This window comes from Devosia sp. RR2S18, assembly GCF_030177755.1.
Classification (GTDB): Bacteria; Pseudomonadota; Alphaproteobacteria; order Rhizobiales; family Devosiaceae; genus Devosia; species Devosia rhizosphaerae.
The window spans coordinates 2,520,273-2,537,891 of sequence record NZ_CP126539.1; the positions used below are offsets into that span (position 1 = coordinate 2,520,273).

General features: G+C 61.0%; 15 protein-coding genes and 1 tRNA gene. 7 read left to right on the forward strand and 9 right to left on the reverse strand.

Features of this window, described 5'->3' with window-relative positions; genetic code table 11:
• Window positions 1-387 precede the first annotated feature (387 nt).
• Window positions 388-1,719 (forward strand): glycosyltransferase, encoded by a 1,332-nt coding sequence (locus QOV41_RS12425; protein WP_284576984.1) that lies wholly within the window; start codon window positions 388-390, stop codon window positions 1,717-1,719.
• A 9-nt stretch (window positions 1,720-1,728) separates the two neighbouring features.
• On the opposite strand, the gene QOV41_RS12430 is transcribed toward QOV41_RS12425, so the two are convergent.
• The 4 genes from QOV41_RS12430 to QOV41_RS12445 form a co-directional block, all read right to left on the reverse strand.
• Window positions 1,729-2,376: an SdpI family protein gene (locus QOV41_RS12430; protein WP_284576986.1), complete on the reverse strand. Its 648-nt coding sequence runs from the start codon at window positions 2,374-2,376 to the stop codon at window positions 1,729-1,731.
• A 165-nt stretch (window positions 2,377-2,541) separates the two neighbouring features.
• The gene (gene rpsI, locus QOV41_RS12435; protein ID WP_284576987.1) at window positions 2,542-3,024 is read right to left on the reverse strand and encodes a 30S ribosomal protein S9; all 483 of its coding nucleotides are present in this window, start codon (window positions 3,022-3,024) and stop codon (window positions 2,542-2,544) included.
• 2 nt (window positions 3,025-3,026) lie between these two features.
• Window positions 3,027-3,491 carry a 50S ribosomal protein L13 gene (gene rplM / locus QOV41_RS12440; RefSeq protein WP_284576989.1) on the reverse strand — a complete coding sequence of 155 codons (465 nt, stop codon included), beginning with the start codon at window positions 3,489-3,491 and terminating at the stop codon, window positions 3,027-3,029.
• Window positions 3,492-3,650: 159 nt separating this feature from the next.
• Window positions 3,651-4,715, reverse strand: coding sequence for a COX15/CtaA family protein (locus QOV41_RS12445; RefSeq protein ID WP_284576991.1), 1,065 nt, complete (start codon window positions 4,713-4,715; stop codon window positions 3,651-3,653).
• A gap of 79 nt (window positions 4,716-4,794) precedes the next feature.
• Here QOV41_RS12445 and QOV41_RS12450 point away from each other — a divergent pair, with 79 nt between their 5' ends.
• Complete coding sequence (locus QOV41_RS12450; protein ID WP_284576992.1) at window positions 4,795-4,998, forward strand: DUF2842 domain-containing protein; 204 nt, start codon at window positions 4,795-4,797, stop codon at window positions 4,996-4,998.
• Here the strand turns inward: QOV41_RS12450 and QOV41_RS12455 are convergent.
• Together QOV41_RS12455 and QOV41_RS12460 are read right to left on the reverse strand one after the other, a co-directional pair.
• Complete coding sequence (locus QOV41_RS12455; RefSeq protein WP_284576993.1) at window positions 4,995-6,035, reverse strand: polysaccharide deacetylase family protein; 1,041 nt, start codon at window positions 6,033-6,035, stop codon at window positions 4,995-4,997. The genes QOV41_RS12450 and QOV41_RS12455 overlap by 4 nt on opposite strands.
• A 7-nt stretch (window positions 6,036-6,042) precedes the next feature.
• Window positions 6,043-8,370, reverse strand: a complete 2,328-nt coding sequence (locus tag QOV41_RS12460; protein WP_284576995.1) for an exopolysaccharide transport family protein — start codon at window positions 8,368-8,370, stop codon at window positions 6,043-6,045.
• Between the two features lie 153 nt (window positions 8,371-8,523).
• Between QOV41_RS12460 and QOV41_RS12465 the strand changes: the two genes are divergently transcribed.
• The 5 genes from QOV41_RS12465 to QOV41_RS12485 all read left to right on the forward strand — a co-directional run bounded on the left by QOV41_RS12465 (window position 8,524) and on the right by QOV41_RS12485 (window position 14,676).
• Complete coding sequence (locus QOV41_RS12465; protein ID WP_284576997.1) at window positions 8,524-9,075, forward strand: polysaccharide biosynthesis/export family protein; 552 nt, start codon at window positions 8,524-8,526, stop codon at window positions 9,073-9,075.
• Window positions 9,075-10,211 carry a glycosyltransferase gene (locus QOV41_RS12470; RefSeq protein WP_284576999.1) on the forward strand — a complete coding sequence of 379 codons (1,137 nt, stop codon included), beginning with the start codon at window positions 9,075-9,077 and terminating at the stop codon, window positions 10,209-10,211. The genes QOV41_RS12465 and QOV41_RS12470 overlap by 1 nt, the downstream gene beginning before the upstream one ends.
• A gap of 69 nt (window positions 10,212-10,280) precedes the next feature.
• On the forward strand, window positions 10,281-11,801 hold the full coding sequence (locus QOV41_RS12475) for an undecaprenyl-phosphate glucose phosphotransferase (RefSeq protein WP_284577001.1): 1,521 nt from the start codon (window positions 10,281-10,283) through the stop codon (window positions 11,799-11,801).
• Window positions 11,798-13,258 (forward strand): hypothetical protein, encoded by a 1,461-nt coding sequence (locus tag QOV41_RS12480; RefSeq protein ID WP_284577003.1) that lies wholly within the window; start codon window positions 11,798-11,800, stop codon window positions 13,256-13,258. The genes QOV41_RS12475 and QOV41_RS12480 overlap by 4 nt, the downstream gene beginning before the upstream one ends.
• On the forward strand, window positions 13,255-14,676 hold the full coding sequence (locus QOV41_RS12485; protein WP_284577005.1) for an O-antigen ligase family protein: 1,422 nt from the start codon (window positions 13,255-13,257) through the stop codon (window positions 14,674-14,676). Before QOV41_RS12480 ends, QOV41_RS12485 begins: the two co-directional genes overlap by 4 nt.
• Here the strand turns inward: QOV41_RS12485 and QOV41_RS12490 are convergent.
• The 3 genes from QOV41_RS12490 to QOV41_RS12500 all read right to left on the reverse strand — a co-directional run bounded on the left by QOV41_RS12490 (window position 14,649) and on the right by QOV41_RS12500 (window position 17,572).
• Window positions 14,649-15,623, reverse strand: coding sequence for a phosphotransferase enzyme family protein (locus QOV41_RS12490; RefSeq protein WP_284577007.1), 975 nt, complete (start codon window positions 15,621-15,623; stop codon window positions 14,649-14,651). The genes QOV41_RS12485 and QOV41_RS12490 overlap by 28 nt on opposite strands.
• A 51-nt stretch (window positions 15,624-15,674) precedes the next feature.
• Window positions 15,675-15,751: transfer RNA gene (locus tag QOV41_RS12495), tRNA-Pro, on the reverse strand.
• A gap of 213 nt (window positions 15,752-15,964) precedes the next feature.
• Complete coding sequence (locus tag QOV41_RS12500; RefSeq protein WP_284577009.1) at window positions 15,965-17,572, reverse strand: GMC family oxidoreductase; 1,608 nt, start codon at window positions 17,570-17,572, stop codon at window positions 15,965-15,967.
• Window positions 17,573-17,619: the final 47 nt, after the last annotated feature.

Here is a 17,619-nt window from a genome sequence, read left to right on the forward strand (position 1 = left end):
CGGGCCTGACGGCCGCGATGCAATGACGCTCTACCTATTGGGTCGTCAAATATCGCGGAATTGTGGTTGTGCTAGGGTTAAGGGTCTGCCCGCTCGGGCAGTTTGATCTATTCGGCTCTTCCCGGCCACGCGGGTGGCCATGGGGAAGAGCTAGCGGGCGTCCGCCGCTGCTGCTGCGCATGCAGCCGAAATCACTGCACCGGCGGCGAGCGAGGCTCCAACCTTGGCTACAGTGTATAGAGACAGCATGTCCCTTGCCCTTCAAAATCGATTTTTGTATTGAAACCGGCTATCGACAGGGCCGTTCATAAATGCTGGCCGGGTTCTTGTAAATGGCCGAAGGCGCGCCGACCTTCGACCGAACGGCCACTATGGTGAGGTACAGCTTTGAAGCGCATTGCGCTGGTCACGATTGGCACACAAGGCGACGTTCAACCCTATATAGCCCTGGCCATCGCGCTCAAGGATCGCGGCTACACGGTTGTCATGGGGGCTTCGGAGGAGTTCGAGCCGCTCGTCACCTCGCTGGGCATCGAGTTTCATTCCCTTGGCCCTTCGATCCAGGCGTTCCTGCGCCAGTCCCGCTTCGAGAATGCGATGAGCCAGTCCATGCTCATCAACGGCCCGTCCCTGCTCCGGCAGGGCCAGCAGATCGCGGAAACGGCAGCTCGTGCCGCCTGGGCCATGTGCCAAGGGGCCGACGCAATCGTCATCAACATGAATACCAGCTTCGGCATCGATATCGCCGAAGCTCTGAATATTCCCGCGATCATGACGGCTCTGCAGCCGCTGAACTCCACCAGCGAGTTCCCCATCTCGATGTACTACGTCGCCGATGATCTGGGACCGGCGCTCAACAAGCTGACCTACACGGCCGCCACGGTTCAGCAAGCTTATTGGAACCTGCCGCGCAATAAGCTGCGTCGCGAGCTCATGGGACTGGAAGCGCGGGTCATGGGTGGCGTCTTCACCAACACCGATGGTTCGCCGCTGACGACCCTCTACGCCTATTCCTCGGCCATTTCGCCACGCCCTCATGACTGGCCGCAAACAGCTATCGTGACCGGCTACTGGACCCTGCGGGACACTTCCGGCTGGGAGCCCTCCCCCGAGTTCAAGGCGTTTCTCTCGGCCGGCGAGGCGCCGGTCTATATCGGTTTCGGCTCCATGCCTTTCGGCGCAGAGCGCAACACACGTATCCTCAAGGAAGCTGTCGAACTCTGGGGCGGGCGCGCGGTGGTAGCCCGCGGTTGGGGGGGCATCGATCCCCGCGATCTGCCTGACAACATCTTTGCTATCGAAAAGGCTCCGCACGACAAGCTCTTCCGCTATGTCAGCGCTGTCGTGCATCATGGTGGCGCCGGGACGACCTCGGCTGGCCTGCACCTGGGCCGCCCCACCTTCGTGGTGCCGCAGGCCATGGATCAACCTTATTGGGGCCGCCGGGTTTATGAACTCGGCTGCGGCCCCAAACCGATCCGCCTCCGCAAGCTGACCGCCGAGACGCTGGCTGCAGCTTTGCAGGACCTCAGCTCCAATTCCGAGTACCGCCGCAACGCCGCCGACCTTGCCGAAGTGCTCCATGGAGAAGATGGGGAAGCAGAGGCAATCAAGGTGATCGAAGAGGTGATGGAGAACTACCGGCCTCGAGCGGTCAAGCTGAGAAAGATCCGGCGCTCGAAACGTCCAAAAAAGAGCGCTCTTAGGACCGCCGGTTAGTTGCGAGCGCTATTGCCGGCGAGAGAGCGCCAGCGCTGTGCTGGTTATCCCAGCAAGCGCTGGAGGCACCAGCAGCGCGACCGTTAGTGCAATGATCAACAGCCCAAGACCGGGATTGATCCAGGCAATGGCGATCAAAGCCAGACCACCCAGTGCGTAGCTCACCCCCAGAACATGATGGGCGATTCGCCAGTGGTGATCCGAAGCAATGGGCCATGGCAGGCGCATACCGGCATAGGTGTGCCGCTCGGCCTCCCGCAACACGATGCCCAAGACGAGAAGACCGGCGCCTTCAGCCAAAGTGACCAGCCGGAGCAGATCTAGATCCGAGCCGATGCCGAGCAATAGCAGCGAGAGCTGAACGGCAGCGATCGTGCCGAGGAGCACTGTCAGGACCGGGACGAAAATGTGCTGGGTCTTGGCTAGGTGGTTCCTGCTCAACATGCGCTCGAGCGAGAAGAAGGCGGCTAACAGCAAGATTTGCAAGCCGGGCGCCACAGGCAGCGTCCAGTCGCGGGGCCATTGCCGATCGGCCGTCCCGCCGCTCCAATGCGCGACGAATGCGAAGCTCTCGGGGATGTGGAGATAGGCCACAGCCGTGATCGCCACCGTCGCCGACAGAAGCAACACGTGAAAACGGGTAACGAGCCCCGTCATTTGGATGCGACGTTCCGACGCCGACACGTCAGCGGCGCATATACTGCACCATAGAACCCTGTGTCCCTCTGCAGATCAACGCCGTCTACGGTCATGTAACTGACAGTCCTGCGATCAACAAAAAAGGGCCGGTCACCCGGCCCTTCTCTGGATATGCTCCGAAGCTTAGCGCTTGGAGAACTGGAACGAACGACGGGCCTTCGCCTTGCCGTATTTCTTGCGCTCCACGACGCGCGGATCGCGGGTCAGGAAGCCACCCTTCTTGAGGGTCGGACGCAGTGCGGGCTCGAAATAGTTGAGCGCCTTGGAGATGCCGTGACGAACGGCACCGGCCTGGCCGGAAAGACCGCCACCGGCGACCGTGACGACGACGTCGTACTGGTCGTTACGTTCGGTCGCCACGATCGGCTGCTTCACGATCAGCTGCAGCACCGGGCGAGCAAAGTACTTCGCGAACTCGCGACCATTGACGGTCACGGTGCCTTTGCCTGGCTTGATCCAGACACGGGCAACGGCGTTCTTGCGCTTGCCGGTAGCATAGGCGCGGCCGAGGGAATCCAGCTTCTGCTCATGCACCGGAGCGGTGTTCACCGCCGGAGCAACAGAGGAGGTGCCAAGGTCTTCGAGAGAGTTGATGGTATCGGCCATGATTACTGCACCCGGCTGTTCTTGGTGTTCATCGCAGCAACGTCGAGCTTTGCCGGGTTCTGCGCTTCATGGGGATGCTCGGCACCTGAGTAAACACGCAGGTTCTTGAGCTGGGCACGGGTCAGCGGACCACCGGGCATCATGCGGCGGACGGCGTTCTCGAGCACGCGCTCGGGGAAGCGCCCCTCCAGCAGCTCGCGGGCGGTACGATCCTTGATGCCGCCGGGATAACCGGTGTGCCAGTAAAAGCGATGCTGGTCCAGCTTGCGGCCGGTCAGCTTCACCTTGTCCGCATTGATGACGATGATGTTGTCACCCATGTCCATATGCGGGGTGAAGGTCGGCTTGTGCTTGCCGCGCAGACGCGAGGCAATGATCGAAGCGACGCGACCTACAACGAGCCCTTCGGCGTCGATGAGGACCCACTTCTTTTCGATCTCGCTCGGTTTTGCCGAGTAAGTGCTCATGCTTGAATTCCCTAGAAATTTGGGGCTTGCCAACCTTCATCCAAGGAGAAAGCGGCACGTTCGGCGCCGCATGTACGCAGGAAACAACAGCCCGTCAAGTCACTAGATTTAGCTGAGCAAAATCAACGCTCTACTCATGCGGTATTATGATACCTCTAATCAACGACGGGCGCGGACCATGTCCGCGATATAGGCCGTGACTGCTCCCGCCAGCATGAACGCCAAAGCTTGGTGCCCCACCGCCAGCGAGATTGGCACCGCATGGAGCAATGTCATGATGCCGAGCACGACCTGCAGCAAAACGAGCACGCCAAGCCGTGGGAGCCAGCCATGCACACCATCGAAGCCGCCCTGGCGGGATTGTTGCCAGAGGACAACTGCCACATAGGCTACGATGAGGTAGGCGAGGCCGCGATGGATGAACTGAACGGTGAGGTTGTTCTCGAAGAAATTACGCCAGAATGGCTCCATCACGCCCATGCCCGAGGGAATGATGGCACCATCCATGAGCGGCCAAGTGTTGTAGCCCATGCCCGCATCGATACCGGCGACGAAGGCCCCTGCCCCAATCTGCAGGAACAGCAGGCAAAGTAGAATGCCAGCGGCCCATAAATGGTGCTTTCGCACGAGACCTGGAGTGCGCCCGGGCTCCAGCGAACGGGGGACATAGACCAGTGCCATGAACAACAAGGAGGCGGCGCAGAGGTGCGCGGCGAGGCGGTACTGGGAGACGGAGGTCAGCTCGGTAAGGCCCGAAGACACCATCCACCAGCCCAGCAAACCCTGGAAACCGCCAAGCACGAAGAGACCGAAGAGCGGCCAAGCGAGCTGCGGTGTGAATCGTTTCTGAACGAGAAAAACAAGGAACGGGACCATGAAAAGCAGCCCCAGCACGCGACCCAAAAGGCGGTGCAGATACTCCCAGAAGAAGATGTATTTGAAGTCGTCCAGCGACATCCAGTTATTGTTCACCTGGTACTGCGGGATCTGCTTATAGGCTTCGAATTCCGCAACCCATTGTTGATCATTTAGCGGCGGAATTGTCCCGGAGATTGGTTTCCAGCTGGTGATCGACAGTCCCGACTCGGTGAGGCGAGTAATGCCCCCCACGACCACCATCAAGAGCACGAAGGCAGCAAGGCTATAGAGCCAGATGCGGACTGACCGCAGCCGGTCATCGGCATATCGTGTATGGCTCAGTGCGGCATTGTGGACCACAGTCACGGCAGTTTCCTGGTAGTCGTCTGAATGCTCGGAGTGGTATGCCGCTCATTCCTACCCCGCAATAGGCGCGATGCCGCAGATGACGCAACGAAACAGGAAGTTGATCGGGATCCTGCTGATCCTGGGTTCGATGGTCGCCTGGCTGTCGATCTGCACTTCGATCTATCTGGCGTTCCCGCCCGCCCTGCCCTGGTGGGTCCTGATGCCCTATTTCATCGTTGCCGGCATGGGCTGGACCTTGCCAGCGATGTGGATCGTGCGCTGGATGGCGCGACCGGACTAATTGGTCAGCTTGCCGATTGCCGAGAACACAGATCCCGTCGCAAAGACATCGACATAGCGGCGCGATTGAAAGTACCCGTTGAGCGAGATGCGCGGGAGTGCATGAGGCTCCTCAAGGTGACGCGGGTAGAGACCGCCGGGACGGGTCGTCACTGCGGTATCAAAGCCGATCTCGCGAGCCAGATCGAATTCGCGCTGCCCGGCCGATAGCGGACCACCAAGCGGATAGGAGAAGTGCGCAGGGCGGTCGCCGAGGCGGTCCTCAATGATGTCCACACAGTCCCCCATCTCCGAACGTGCCTGCTTGAATGGTAGCTTGGCCAATTCGTAGTGATGCACCGTGTGGGCACCAATGGTGCAGAGCGGGTCACCAGCGAAGGCGCGCAGTTCCTCCCAATCCATGATCAGGCTTCGGCACTGGGCTGCAAGATTGTATCCATGCCTATCTGCAAAGGCGTGGAGGATCTCGAGCCGTTCCACTTCCGGCATGTTGCGCATGCGCCAGTACAGGTGGTCGAAGGCCTGCTGCTTCTCGCTTGTCGTCCGGGTATTGAGGTGCTCTATCGCACCCTTGGTGTCGACGGCGATCGCTCCCACCCGCGCGATGATATCCTCGATGGCTTGCCACCAGATCTCGCCGGTCCCGTCGACCAGGGCCGTCGGCACATATAGCGTGAACGGCGCCTCGTGCCGCCGCAGGATCGGCAGGGCATGAGTGAGATTGTCCCGATAGGCGTCGTCGAAGGTCAAGACGGCGAACTGCCTGCCTTTTGCGGGGCTTGCCAGGAGGACCATCGCTTCATCCAAGGTGACGATGTCCAGCCCCAGGGCTCTGATCCGTTCGATTACGTAGTCGAGGAACTGCGGCTGAATCTGCAGAATGGCATTGGGAGAAAAAGCGGGCGGCGTTTCCGGCAACACCCGATGCAGGGTAAAGATGACCCCGCGCGACCCGGACAGTGTCCGAAGCAGCCCCGGAAGACGGGAGGCCCATAAAGCCTCAAATACCGCGCGGATCGCTCTGTACTTGAGCGACATAGCCTACCTACGCCGCAACCATTGCAGGAATGGCGGCCACTTCGACATCCTGGAAGCCGTCATCCGCGAGTTCAGCACAGGCGGCGGCGACAGCTTCACGGTTGGCTTCCTCGTCGGTGACGAGAATGACACGAGCCTCTATCTCGGAGAACAACGGCAGGCTGGAAGAGGAACCAACAGGACCGGTCATCACCACAACCACCTCATAGATGTCTCCGAGCGCCTCGATCAGAGTGGCAGGCTTCATCGACTTCCGCTTCAATTTCGCAGAACATCCCCAGGACACTTCGGCGAAGGTGTTGTCGGAGGATTTCTGCACCACATCACCAAAGCTTGCTTCACCGCGGCTGAGATCGGTCAGCCCCAACTCTTCGCTGGGGCGTGCACTACCGGCATCCACCAGCGCGACACTGAGCCCAGCCGACAACGCATTCCGAACGAGATCCTCGGCCAGAGCCTCACATTCTTCGTTGGAGCGGTAGCCCGAGAGCATCATCAGGTTGGTACGGCCAAGCACGAGGTCGGACGCAAGGTCTTCAGCAGAAAGACTATTGTAGGACACGGCTGGAACCGATGGCATCACCGCGACCGCTACAGGTGCTACTTCCTCAATCCCTGGCTCATCGTTGGCGGGCTCATCGCTCACTTGCTCTGGGGTATCGGAATCGTTGACCTCGCTCAGCATGCGCATGAAGCGCTCGCGAGCCTCCCTTGCGGCAACCTCCTCTTTATCCAGAACGTCCACGACAACGGGCTCGATCTGGATAGGCGTGTCCTGGGCCACGATGACGGGGGCCACTGCAACTTCAGCTGTGCCGGTCTCTAGCTCGGGCTCAGCGACCTCTTCTTCCTCGTCAACCCAACGCTGATCAGGCTCCAACTCGTCCTCGGAAAACGGCACCTGCTCCAGTTCATCCTGAGCCCGCGGCGCAGGCGCTAGCGGCACAAGCGCGCGGCCGGACATCAGCTCACCGAAGGCCACTGCCCCCACCTGCCCCGCCAAAGCGACAAGAGCCACTGCCATCAGGATGAGCTGCGTTTTTGGCGAGGCTGGCGTCACCGAAGGCGCCGCAACACTGACGACCCGCACGTCGGGCAAAGCCGAATTGACGTCGGTCCGAGATACCGCTTCGTTGTAGCGCTGGAGGTAGCCCTCGAGCAGGCCGCGCTGTGCAGCCGCTTCGCGCTCGAGGCCGACGAGCGTGACATTGTCCTGCGTTGCAGTAGAGGCCGAGCCTTTGGCTGTTACCAACTCGTTGCGCAGCGAAGCTTCGAGGTCCGCCTCGATCTGCGCCTCCGCCTCCAGGGCTTCGGCTACCCGCCTCGCTTCGAGGCGGATCTGGTTGTCGAGTTCGGCGATCTGCGCGTTGAGGGCGAGGATTGCGGGGTGATTGGCTAGCAGAGTTGCAGAACGCTGCGCCCGCTCGCTCTGCAGCCCCCCCTTTTCCTGGGTCAGTTGCTGGATGATGACGGACTGACGGACATCACCGACACCCTCAAGCGGCACACCGCGCTCGATCATGTTGCGGATAAGATTGGCTCTGGAAAGAGCCGTGTTCTTGCGTTCCTGAGCCGCATTGATCTGGCCGACAATGGTCGAGAGTTCCTGATCGGCCAGGCTCGTATTGTTGGCACCGAGGAAAAGATCGTTCTGAACCCGGAAGTCGGCAACAGCTTTTTCTGCCTCGCTAACGCTGACGCGCAGTTTTGCAATCTCCTCGGCGAGCCAGCCCGACGCCTCGACGGTATCGCTCAACGATAGCTGCGCGCGTCGGGTCACGTGCGCATTGGCGACGGCGTTGGCGATTTCTGCTGCCAGTTGCGGATCAGTGGATTGTACGGAGACCGAGATAATCCTGGAATCACGCTCCTGGGCAACGGTGAGGCGCTCATTGAGGTTGTTCAGCACCGTCTCGTCGATGCTGGATGGCGTTGAGCGGCGGCCGAGCAATTGCCCTATCAGGCCCATTGGCGAGAACCCGCCACCGCTGCCGTTGAATTCGGTCACCGAGCGCAAATCCAGCCGATCGATGACGCTGACGAGAGTATCGCGCGATTTAAGAAGTTCGATTTGACTGGAGACCACGCCCGCCTCGTTGCCACTGAGAACCGGCGCCTGTTCGTTGGCAGAGCGTATGTAGATATTGCTCCGCGGCTCCACCAGGATGGAGGCCGAGGATTCATAAAGACGCGGCTGGAACATCAGGAAGACGAAGGTGGCGGCCAGAAGTCCCAGCGTCACAAGAATTATGCGCGGCAGCCGCCTGACCACAGCAGCCACCAGAGCCCTGACGTCAATGCGGGCTTCACTTGCGGCATGCGACTCATAGGTCATCACTATCCCCCGTCTCTCGTGGGCGATTTATCGCCGTGACGTGGTAAGCAAACCGTTAAGCGTGCCGCGTTTCGCAACCTCGGGTAAGCGCCGGAAGCAAATTGTTAACCATGCCAAGCCACAGTGCACCCAATCTCAAAGGTCGGGATTCTCATGCGCTGGCTACCAATACTTACCGTTGTCCTGATGCTGCCCGTGGCGGGCTGCGCCACCACTCGACCTGCGACCTATCTCGTGGAGACGAAGGGTCCCTATGAGCTCGACACCGGAGACACGGTTCGGGTCACCGTTTATGGTGATGCGGAGCTGACCACCACCTATCGGGTGGACGATGCCGGTGCGATTGCCTTCCCACTCGTAGGCCCGGTCCTGGTGCGCGGCACGACCACGAACGTTGCAGCACAGCGCGTCGCCTCGGCCCTTGCCAACGGCTATATGCGTAACCCCGATGTTGCCATTGAGGTCGCCGAGTACCGCCCCTTCTTCATCCAGGGCGAAATCGGCAATGCGGGGCAGTTCCCCTACGTTCACGGAATGACGGTGCGCTCTGCCATCAGCACCGCGGGCGGGTTCTCCGACACGGCTGACCGCAACCAAGCGGTGGTCTACCGGCGTCAGCACGATCAGATGGTCAAGGGCAATGTTGATCTCGACTTCCCGATCTTTCCCGGCGACACCATCGTCATTCTCGAACGCTGGTTCTGATGGCCGCAGGAAAACTGCGTATTCTGCAAGTTATGCGAGCGCCGGTTGGCGGACTGTTCCGCCACGTGGCGGACCTCACCAAATGGTTGAATGAACACGGCCACGATGTTGGCCTTGTTGTGGACAGTCTTGCGAACGACGCCCAGACAGAAAGCCGCCTAGAGGCACTCTCGGCCCATGCCAGCTTGGGCGTTCACCGCATCGCCATGCCGCGCGTCCTGGGCAGGGGCGACCTCAATGCGCCGCTGGCCGTGCGGCGCCTGGCGCAGTCCTTGTCGATAGACATTCTGCACGGTCACGGTGCCAAGGGCGGCTTTTATGCTCGACTGGCACGTCTCGGCAGATCGACCATCAGCGCCTTCTACACGCCGCATGGCGGCGTTCTGCATTTCCCGCGCAGCTCCGCTTCCGGCCGCCTCTTTCATCTGCTGGAACGTCGTCTGATGGCGCAAACCAGCGCCATCATTTTCGAAAGCGCCTATGCGCAAACAACTTACAGCGCACTGATTGGCAAACCGGCGTGCCCAACCGAGATCATCCACAATGGGCTGCAAGCCGAAGAATTCCAAGCAGTTCAGGCTGACGAGGATGCCAGTGATTTCGTCTTTGTCGGCGAGCTGCGGGAGCTCAAGGGCATCTTCGTCCTGATCGAAGCGCTGGACGGACTGCGACGTCCGGATGGCCAACCGGCCACGCTCGTCATGGCGGGAGACGGCCCTGCGCACGCGGCACTCGTCAGCGCGATTGAGCAACGTGGGCTAACCGGGCAGATCGAATTGGCCGGCTCACAGCCCGCCCGGAGCATGTTTGCCCGCGGACGCATTGCGGTGGTGCCGTCACTGGCAGAATCCCTGCCCTATATCGTCCTTGAGGCTGCGGCAGCCCAGCTGCCGGTGATCGCCACGCACGTCGGCGGCATTCCTGAGATTTTCGGCCCCACGGCTGCCAATCTCGTGCCAGCTGGCAATGCAGAGGCGTTGCGTGCGGCAATGCAGGCGGCGCTCGCTGATCCGGCCACCGCAAGGAGCGAGATGCACACAAGGCTCGATTACATACGGGAGCGGTTCTCCTCGGACACCATGGCGAGCCAAATCGAAGCTCTCTACCAGCGGGGATCGCGTAAGACTTACCCGTAAGGCTTCACCGAGTTTAAACCCATTGGACATGACAATGCGGGCCGAAGACTTCGCAACCGGTTGTGTCACATGTATCGCGTCGAGCCAAAACAGGCTGTGCTGGATCACGTCGCCAAGCAGAGCGCACCCGATGAGGTGAGGCAAGGCCTTTCGCCGCGCGCCGAGGCCATCATCGCTGCCCCGGTGGAACACGGGCTCTCGGGTCAGGTGCTCTCGGGCTTTGCCCAAGTACTCGAAGCAGTGCTTCTCGGTATCCTGGGCTTTGCCATCTATGAGTCTTATGTCGAGCTCGATCGGGGACAGCCGGAGTTTTACGTCCCCATCATTATGGGCGTCTGCGTTCTCGCCAACATTTTTCTCAACATCGCGCGTACCCATCGCATTGCCGCCTACCGCAAGCTCTTTACCCAGCTCAGCCGGGTGATCGCGGCCTGGGGCACGGTCATCGTCATCGCGGCCGTGTCCATCTATCTGCTCAAGATCGGCCAGCATGTTTCCCGGTTCTGGCTGCTGAGCTGGTTCGGGCTTGGGGCCGCGCTTCTCGTCGCCTACCGCCTGACGTTGCGAGCACTGGTGCTGCGCTGGACGACACAGGGCCGTCTGCGGCGGCGGACGGCAATTGTGGGTGGCGGCAAGGACGCCGAAGTGCTTGTCGAGCAGATCCGCAACAGCAACGACGTCGAACTTCTGGGATTGTTCGATGACCGGGTAGATGAACGCTCCCCCGGCGAGGTTGGCGGCTTTCCCAAGCTCGGCAAGGTCGCCGATCTCATCGAGTTCGCGCGCCGGACGCCCGTGGACCTTGTGCTCGTTTCCATGCCGCTCTCGGCGGAACAGCGCGTGCTGGAAATGCTGACGCAGCTCTGGGTGCTGCCAGTCGACATCCGGCTTTCGGCTCACATGAGCAAGCTCAAATTCACCAGCAGAGCCTATTCCTATGTCGGGGACATTGCTGTCTTCGACATGGCCGACCGTCCGATTTCGGACTGGAACCTGGTCTTTAAATGGATCTTCGACAAGTCCGTGGCGCTGACCGCGCTGATCCTCCTGTCCCCGATCATGGTGGCTACAGCCATCGCCATCAAGCTCGAGAGCAAGGGGCCGGTCTTCTTCATGCAGCAAAGGCACGGCTTCAACAATGAGCTGATCAAGATCTGCAAGTTCCGCTCCATGCGGACCGACATGCTCGATCTCAGTGCCGCCAAGCTCGTCACCAAGGACGATCCGCGCGTAACGCGGGTTGGACGGTTCATCCGCAAGACGTCGATTGACGAGCTGCCGCAACTGCTCAACGTGCTCAAGGGCGAGCTCTCGATCGTGGGTCCCCGCCCGCATGCCCTCCAAGCCAAGGCGGACAACAAGCTCTACTACGAAGCCGTTGAAGGCTATTTTGCCCGGCATCGGGTCAAGCCTGGCATGACCGGCTGGGCGCAGATCAACGGTTGGCGCGGCGAGACCGACACCATCGACAAGATCATGCAGCGCGTGAACCACGACCTCTACTATATCGAGCACTGGTCGATCCTGATGGATCTCTACATCGTGCTGATGACGCCCTTGCGGCTGTTCAACTCCGAGAACGCGTATTGATCCCCGTTATCAACACCCCTTGGAAGGCCGTCGGCCTGCTTGCGCTCACCGCCGTCGGCGCGTTGGCGGCAGCACCGGGACAGGCGCAAAGCGAGATCTGCATGGAATGCATACGGGTGCGGGTCGGGCCTCCGGTGGTGGTCCGTGGCCCCTTCCCGGACGAACTCGATGCGCCCTTCACGGCGCTTAAACTCGCCGACGGCTCGTTTCGCGCCTTCAGCGCCAACGGGTCGACCTATGCAATCGAGGGGCCGACGCTGTGGGACCTGGATGGTCCGCGCCGGGAGGTCATACAGGGCGGTGCGCCGGGGAGCATCAATGATTGTGGCAGCTGGCTGACCTCGACCATGCGAGCCGGCGACCTCGTCCTCGGCTTCGTCCACCAGGAACACGCCTGTGACTACAACCAGGGCCGCACCTATAAATCCATGGCTGTCGCCAGCTCGGCCGATGAGGGCCTCACCTGGAATGATTTGGGGACGGTGATCACCGGCACGGACACCCCGCAGCCCGACAGGACGACTGGCGAAGGCGACTGCACCATGGTGGATGGCTTTGACGGCTATCTCTACGCCTATTGTCTGCGCAATTCCGACTGGCAGACCATCGTCGCGCGGACGCCGCTGAGCAATCCCGTCTCCTGGCGCAAGTATTACGAGGGGCTGTGGGACGAGCCGGGGCTAGGCGGTCGCGCCAGCGATATTGGCTTTATCGGCACCGGCGCCGGCTATCTCAAGACGCACGATTGGGTGGCGGCGGTCGCGAACGACACTTGGTTCGGCGGTCTTCGACTGTCGCTATCTGCCGACAAGGTCAACTTCCTGGATCTCGATGAACCGCTCCTGACGATCGACGGGTCAGATTGGGATCGGCCGGCTGAGACCGACCTCATCGCCTATGCGACCATCATCAACCCGGCAGACGGTAGCAATATCGTCGATGACGACTTTCTCCTAAGCTACATCTATGTCCCGCCGGGTAAGGGTTTTGAGAGCCGATATCTCGTGCACCACGATGTGTCCCTTTCGGTAGAGGATCAGCCGATGGGCGTTCAAGTCGGCATGGCGCTGACCCGCTGGTCAGCCCCAGACGGAGAAAGCTACATCACCTCCAGCGGTCCATTGACCGGCGATCGGCTCGCTTATAGCAGGGACGCCAAGGTCGCCGACCTGCTGACCCACGCCCCCGAGGGGATCGACAGCATCAAACTTGCCGAGTGTTCCAGCGTGCAGGCCGGGCACCTCGATCACATCCTCGACCGCGCCGAAAGCTGTGCGGCAAACGGCTATATGCCAGAACGAACAGCAGGCTGGTTGTATGCGGCCGAACAACCCGGAACGGTGCCGGTCTATCGGTGCTTGGCCCAGGTGACGGAAACGCACTTCGCTTCGAGCGCACCCGATTGCGAAGGTCTTGGCCAGATTGAATCCCTGCTCGGCTACGGGCTCGCGCCATGAGCACCGATGTCGGCGCTCGGGGGACCACACGGCAGGTGGGGGTGAGCCTTGCGGGGCTGCGCTTCGCCGTCTTCACGACACGCAACCTGGTCTTCCTCATCGCCGTGCTGGCGATGAACTACACGCTCAGCCGTCCATCACCAGTTGATCTGCTGTACATCACGTCGTTTCTGATCACGCTCTTCTATCTGACCTTGCTGGAAAAGCCGGAAGTGACCCGCAGGTCGGTGATGCTCGCCCTCCTGCTCGGCGCCTGGGCGGTTTCCTACTTCCTGGCGTCCATGCCGCATTTCAGCAAGGATCAGGTCGGCTTTGAACTGCTGGCCAAGACCTTCGCGATCTCGATTGGGTTTGTGGGTGCTTTCGTTTCGATGAGCTGGAATCGCCGGCACTTCGAAACTTTCATGATGGTCTACATTGCGTCTTGCGTAATTGCCTCACTGCTCGGCACAGCCGGCTTTCTGATCCAGCACCCACTCCTGACTTGGGACGGGAGAGCCAAGGGCCTTATCGACGACCCGAACATGTACGGCTCGTTCCTCATTCCAGCCGTGGTGTTTTGTGCCTATTTCCTGTCGCGCGGACAGGGCAGCAAGTTGCTGCTCATCGGCTCGATCGCGGTTGTCCTCCTCGGCATCTTGCTGTCCTTTTCGCGTATCGCCATTGTGGCGGCGGGCTTTTGCCTCTTCGCCTACATCTTCTTCCACAATCGGCGGCACCCGCGTCGCTTGGTGCTGATTGTCGGCGGCCTGATCATGACCAGTGTGGCGCTCTTCGCGCTTGCGAGCCTCATCTCGGCTGAGTTCACCGACAAGCTCCTGGATCGCCTCACCTTTGCCAAGGCCTACGACCTGGGCGAGCAAGGGCGATATGCGCGCTATATGCTCGTCCTGCCCATGATCCTACAGAACCCAATCGGCGTCGGCGTGCTGCAGCTCGAAAAGATCTTCCCCGAGCCGATCCACAACATCTGGCTCAGTTCCTTCGTCAACTACGGTTGGGGCGGAGGCATCAGCTACATCATTCTTGCCGTCGGCAGCGTCGTGGTTTCGCTGCGTAACTACCGGCGGACAAACAACGAGATCGCCATCGCCTTGCTGATCTCGCTGATGGGCATCATCTTCTGTTCGTCCCTGCACGAGGGGGAGCACTGGCGGCACTCCTGGCTCTTCTACGGGCTGATTTGGGGCCTCAACTCCTACAATGTCGGGCTGCAGCGACCATCCCCCGCGAGGGTGCACGTCAGCCCGGTCAGGCACTCGCCGCAGCCGCAGCGGCGTCCGGCCACAGCTATTCCGTCGCGGACCGGCGTCCCTGCTCCAACAAGACGCAGTGTCGTCGCCCAAAGCAAAGAGCCAGGGGCGGAACGCACCCGCCGCTCAGTGACGGTTCAGTCCCAGAGGGAGCCGGCAAGGTAGCGCCGCGCCAGATCGGCAGTGCCCTCCGCAAACCCAGGCATATGGGATTGCGCCAGCGTGGTCTCGGCGTGTGAGCCGATCCAGGCAAGCAACGCCATGCGCCGCAGCATGACCATGGACTCGAGTTCCGCCTCATCCTCCTCGTTGAAGGGACGGACCGAGCGATAGCTGGAGAGCCAAGCCGATTTCAACGCTGGGATGGCCGGACTGGTCTCGTGGAATGAAATGGAGGCGGCGAAGTCGTAGCCGTACCAGCAGAAGCCGCAATCATCGAAGTCGATGAGGGTGATCTTGCCGGCATCGTCGAGAATATTGCCTAGCCGCATATCGGCATGCACCAAGCCGTATCGTTGCCGGCTCGTGCCATAGCGTTCCAGCCGCGCCGTGAGTGTCTGGCTCAGCTCTTCGAGAATGGCCGCAGTGGCGGGGTTGACGCCCGGAGCGCGGCGCCAATCACCCCAGAGCCCCTCCGGCGAAAGCACCGTCTCTGCATTCCACGCCTGGCGCTTGAAGCCGGACGGTCGCTCCCATTCCATCACGTGCCGATGCATGGTTGCGGCAAAATTGCCCAGTTTCCCGAATAGCCCCGTAAGATCGTCGGCCAGCGTCGGCTCGACGCCGGCGACAAAGCGAAAGAGCACGGCTAGCCGATCCTCGCCGCCTGCGGTTCGGAAGGCCTGCAGCAGGCTGCCGTTCCGCCCCCAGACCGGCTCGGGTATGGCAAGGTCGGTCGCCTGCCGCAAAGCCGTCAGCCAGGCAAGTTCGCTCTCGATGGACGGGCGGGACTGGTAACCTGGACGATGCACCCGTAGCGTGAAGCGCCCCTGCTCGGCCGTATCGATCAGAAAGGTGTGATTTTCGGAGTAGTTGATGAGTTGCGCCGCGGCGCCTTTGGTCTCGTTCCACAGGCCAAGCGCTGCATCAATATCGTACGCCTGCAGCGGCATAGGTAACCCCGTCTCCAGAGATGGAGCAACAAAACAGCTCTTTAGTGAAATTGGTCGGAGCGGCCGGATTTGAACCGACGACCCTTTGTCCCCCAGACAAATGCGCTACCAGGCTGCGCTACGCCCCGACTGCGCGGAGACATAGTCAAGCCCGGCACCGGATGCAACCCCATTCTTGGTGGGTCACCAACAAAGGGAAACGCTGGCTCAGCAGCTAGGCCGTCCTGCCGGTCGTCCGGAGCGGAATGCACAAGTAGTGACCAGCGATGTACGTCACAAACACCGCTTCGAGCTTCCTTCCAACCGCCAAGCGCTCCTGGCTGGGAACGACCCTGCTGGTTCTACTCAGCCGCTACCAAGTCTGCCGCCTTGCTGCCGATGGCCATGGCGGGCGCGTTGGTGTTGCCCGAGACGATAGTGGGCATGACCGAGCAATCGATCACCCGCAGGCCTTCAATCCCGCGGACGCGCAGACTGATATCGAGCACGGCGGCAGGATCCTTCTCCGGTCCCATCGGGGCGGACCCAGAAGGATGATAGTTGGTCTTGACCGTCTGCCCGGCAAAGGCGGCGAGGCTCTCATCATCCACGAGAGCAGGACCGGGCAATATCTCCTCGCGCACCTTGGACCGCAGCGGTTCAGTTTCCAGCAGTTCCCGCGCCACCCGCATGGCCTTGAGCGTCAGCCGCAGATCATCGGGATGGCCGAAGAAATTGCAGTTCACCAGCGGTTGCGCAGCGGGATCGGCAGAGCGCAGCCGGACCGTTCCTCGTGCCTTGGGGCGCAGAAGGCAGGAGGTAAAGGTCACACCCCAGGTCGGCTTGGCCTTGGCGACATCTCGATCCTGATAGACGATCGGCGCGCAATAGAGCTGGATGGTCGGCCGATCCCCGCCGTCGGGATCAAAGAAGAGACACGCCTCGATGCCCGTGGTGGTCACCGGGCCGGAATTGAACAGGAGATATTGTAGGCCATTGCGGATCATCGGCCAGCCCCGGTCCTGGCCGAAATAGCCGGACTTGCCCGTCGTCGTGGCGATGACTGGCACCTCATGATGGTCCTGGAGATTGGATCCCACAGGCAGGTCGGCAGCAACGGAAATGCCGTGCTCTTGGAGGTGATCTGCCGGCCCGATGCCCGAGAGCATCAGCAGTTTGGCGGTGTTATAGGTGCCCGCGGCCATCAGCACTTCGCGCTCGGCATGCACGCGGTGAGTTTCGCCAGCCGCAACATACTCCACACCCACAGCCCGCCCGCCATCGAGGAGTACGCGGTCCACGCGGGCTCCAGTTTCGATCTTGAGGCGCTGATCACCCTCTAGCTGATTCAGAAAGGCGACACTGGCATCGGAGCGGCGCATGCGGCGGTTCCATTTGCCATAGGTATGCTGCATGATGCCCACGCCGTTCTGCCGCTCGCCATTGAAGTCTGGATTAATGGCGTAGCCCATGCCCTGCGCCGCAAGCAGGAAGTCCTCGGTCGTATCGCTGAGATGCCCCGGGTCCGAGACGCGCAGCCCCCCATCAATGCCGTGATAGGAATTGTTGAAGCGGCTATTGGCCTCAAGCGAGCGGAAGTGCGGGAGCATGTCGGCATAGGACCATTGCTCGCCATTGCCGAGATGGGCGGCCCAACCTTCATAATCCTCCTTCTGGCCACGCATATAGACCATCGCGTTCACGGCACTGCCGCCGCCCAGCACTTTCGCCACCGGCACAACAGGTCCCCGCCCGCCGAGCTGTGGCTGAGGCGCCGTCTTGTGCATCTCAAGAAAAGTGTCGCGCGCCAGGTATTTCATGTAGCCGGCCGGCATACCCATGATCGGGTTGGTTCTGCGGCGGCCGCGCTCCAGCAGCAGAACGGACAGGCCATAATCGCGCACAAGGCGCATGGCGGCCACCGAGGCTGCCGATCCGCCTCCGACAATGATGAAATCGTATTTCTGCACGCCTTACCTCGATTACCCGCCGAACCCCATCTTATGTGCTATGCGAC

Bases quoted from the DNA above. Each gene is read 5' to 3' on its own strand.
- QOV41_RS12485 (WP_284577005.1), top strand. From the start codon at position 13,255: ATGAGCACCGATGTCGGCGCTCGGGGGACCACACGGCAGGTGGGGGTG.
- QOV41_RS12450 (WP_284576992.1), top strand. From the start codon at position 4,795: ATGACGCAACGAAACAGGAAGTTGATCGGGATCCTGCTGATCCTGGGT.
- QOV41_RS12465 (WP_284576997.1), top strand. From the start codon at position 8,524: ATGCGCTGGCTACCAATACTTACCGTTGTCCTGATGCTGCCCGTGGCG.
- QOV41_RS12470 (WP_284576999.1), top strand. From the start codon at position 9,075: ATGGCCGCAGGAAAACTGCGTATTCTGCAAGTTATGCGAGCGCCGGTT.
- QOV41_RS12460 (WP_284576995.1), bottom strand. From the start codon at position 8,370: ATGACCTATGAGTCGCATGCCGCAAGTGAAGCCCGCATTGACGTCAGG.
- QOV41_RS12430 (WP_284576986.1), bottom strand. From the start codon at position 2,376: ATGACGGGGCTCGTTACCCGTTTTCACGTGTTGCTTCTGTCGGCGACG.
- QOV41_RS12490 (WP_284577007.1), bottom strand. From the start codon at position 15,623: ATGCCGCTGCAGGCGTACGATATTGATGCAGCGCTTGGCCTGTGGAAC.
- QOV41_RS12455 (WP_284576993.1), bottom strand. From the start codon at position 6,035: ATGTCGCTCAAGTACAGAGCGATCCGCGCGGTATTTGAGGCTTTATGG.
- rplM (WP_284576989.1), bottom strand. From the start codon at position 3,491: ATGAGCACTTACTCGGCAAAACCGAGCGAGATCGAAAAGAAGTGGGTC.
- rpsI (WP_284576987.1), bottom strand. From the start codon at position 3,024: ATGGCCGATACCATCAACTCTCTCGAAGACCTTGGCACCTCCTCTGTT.
- QOV41_RS12475 (WP_284577001.1), top strand. From the start codon at position 10,281: ATGTATCGCGTCGAGCCAAAACAGGCTGTGCTGGATCACGTCGCCAAG.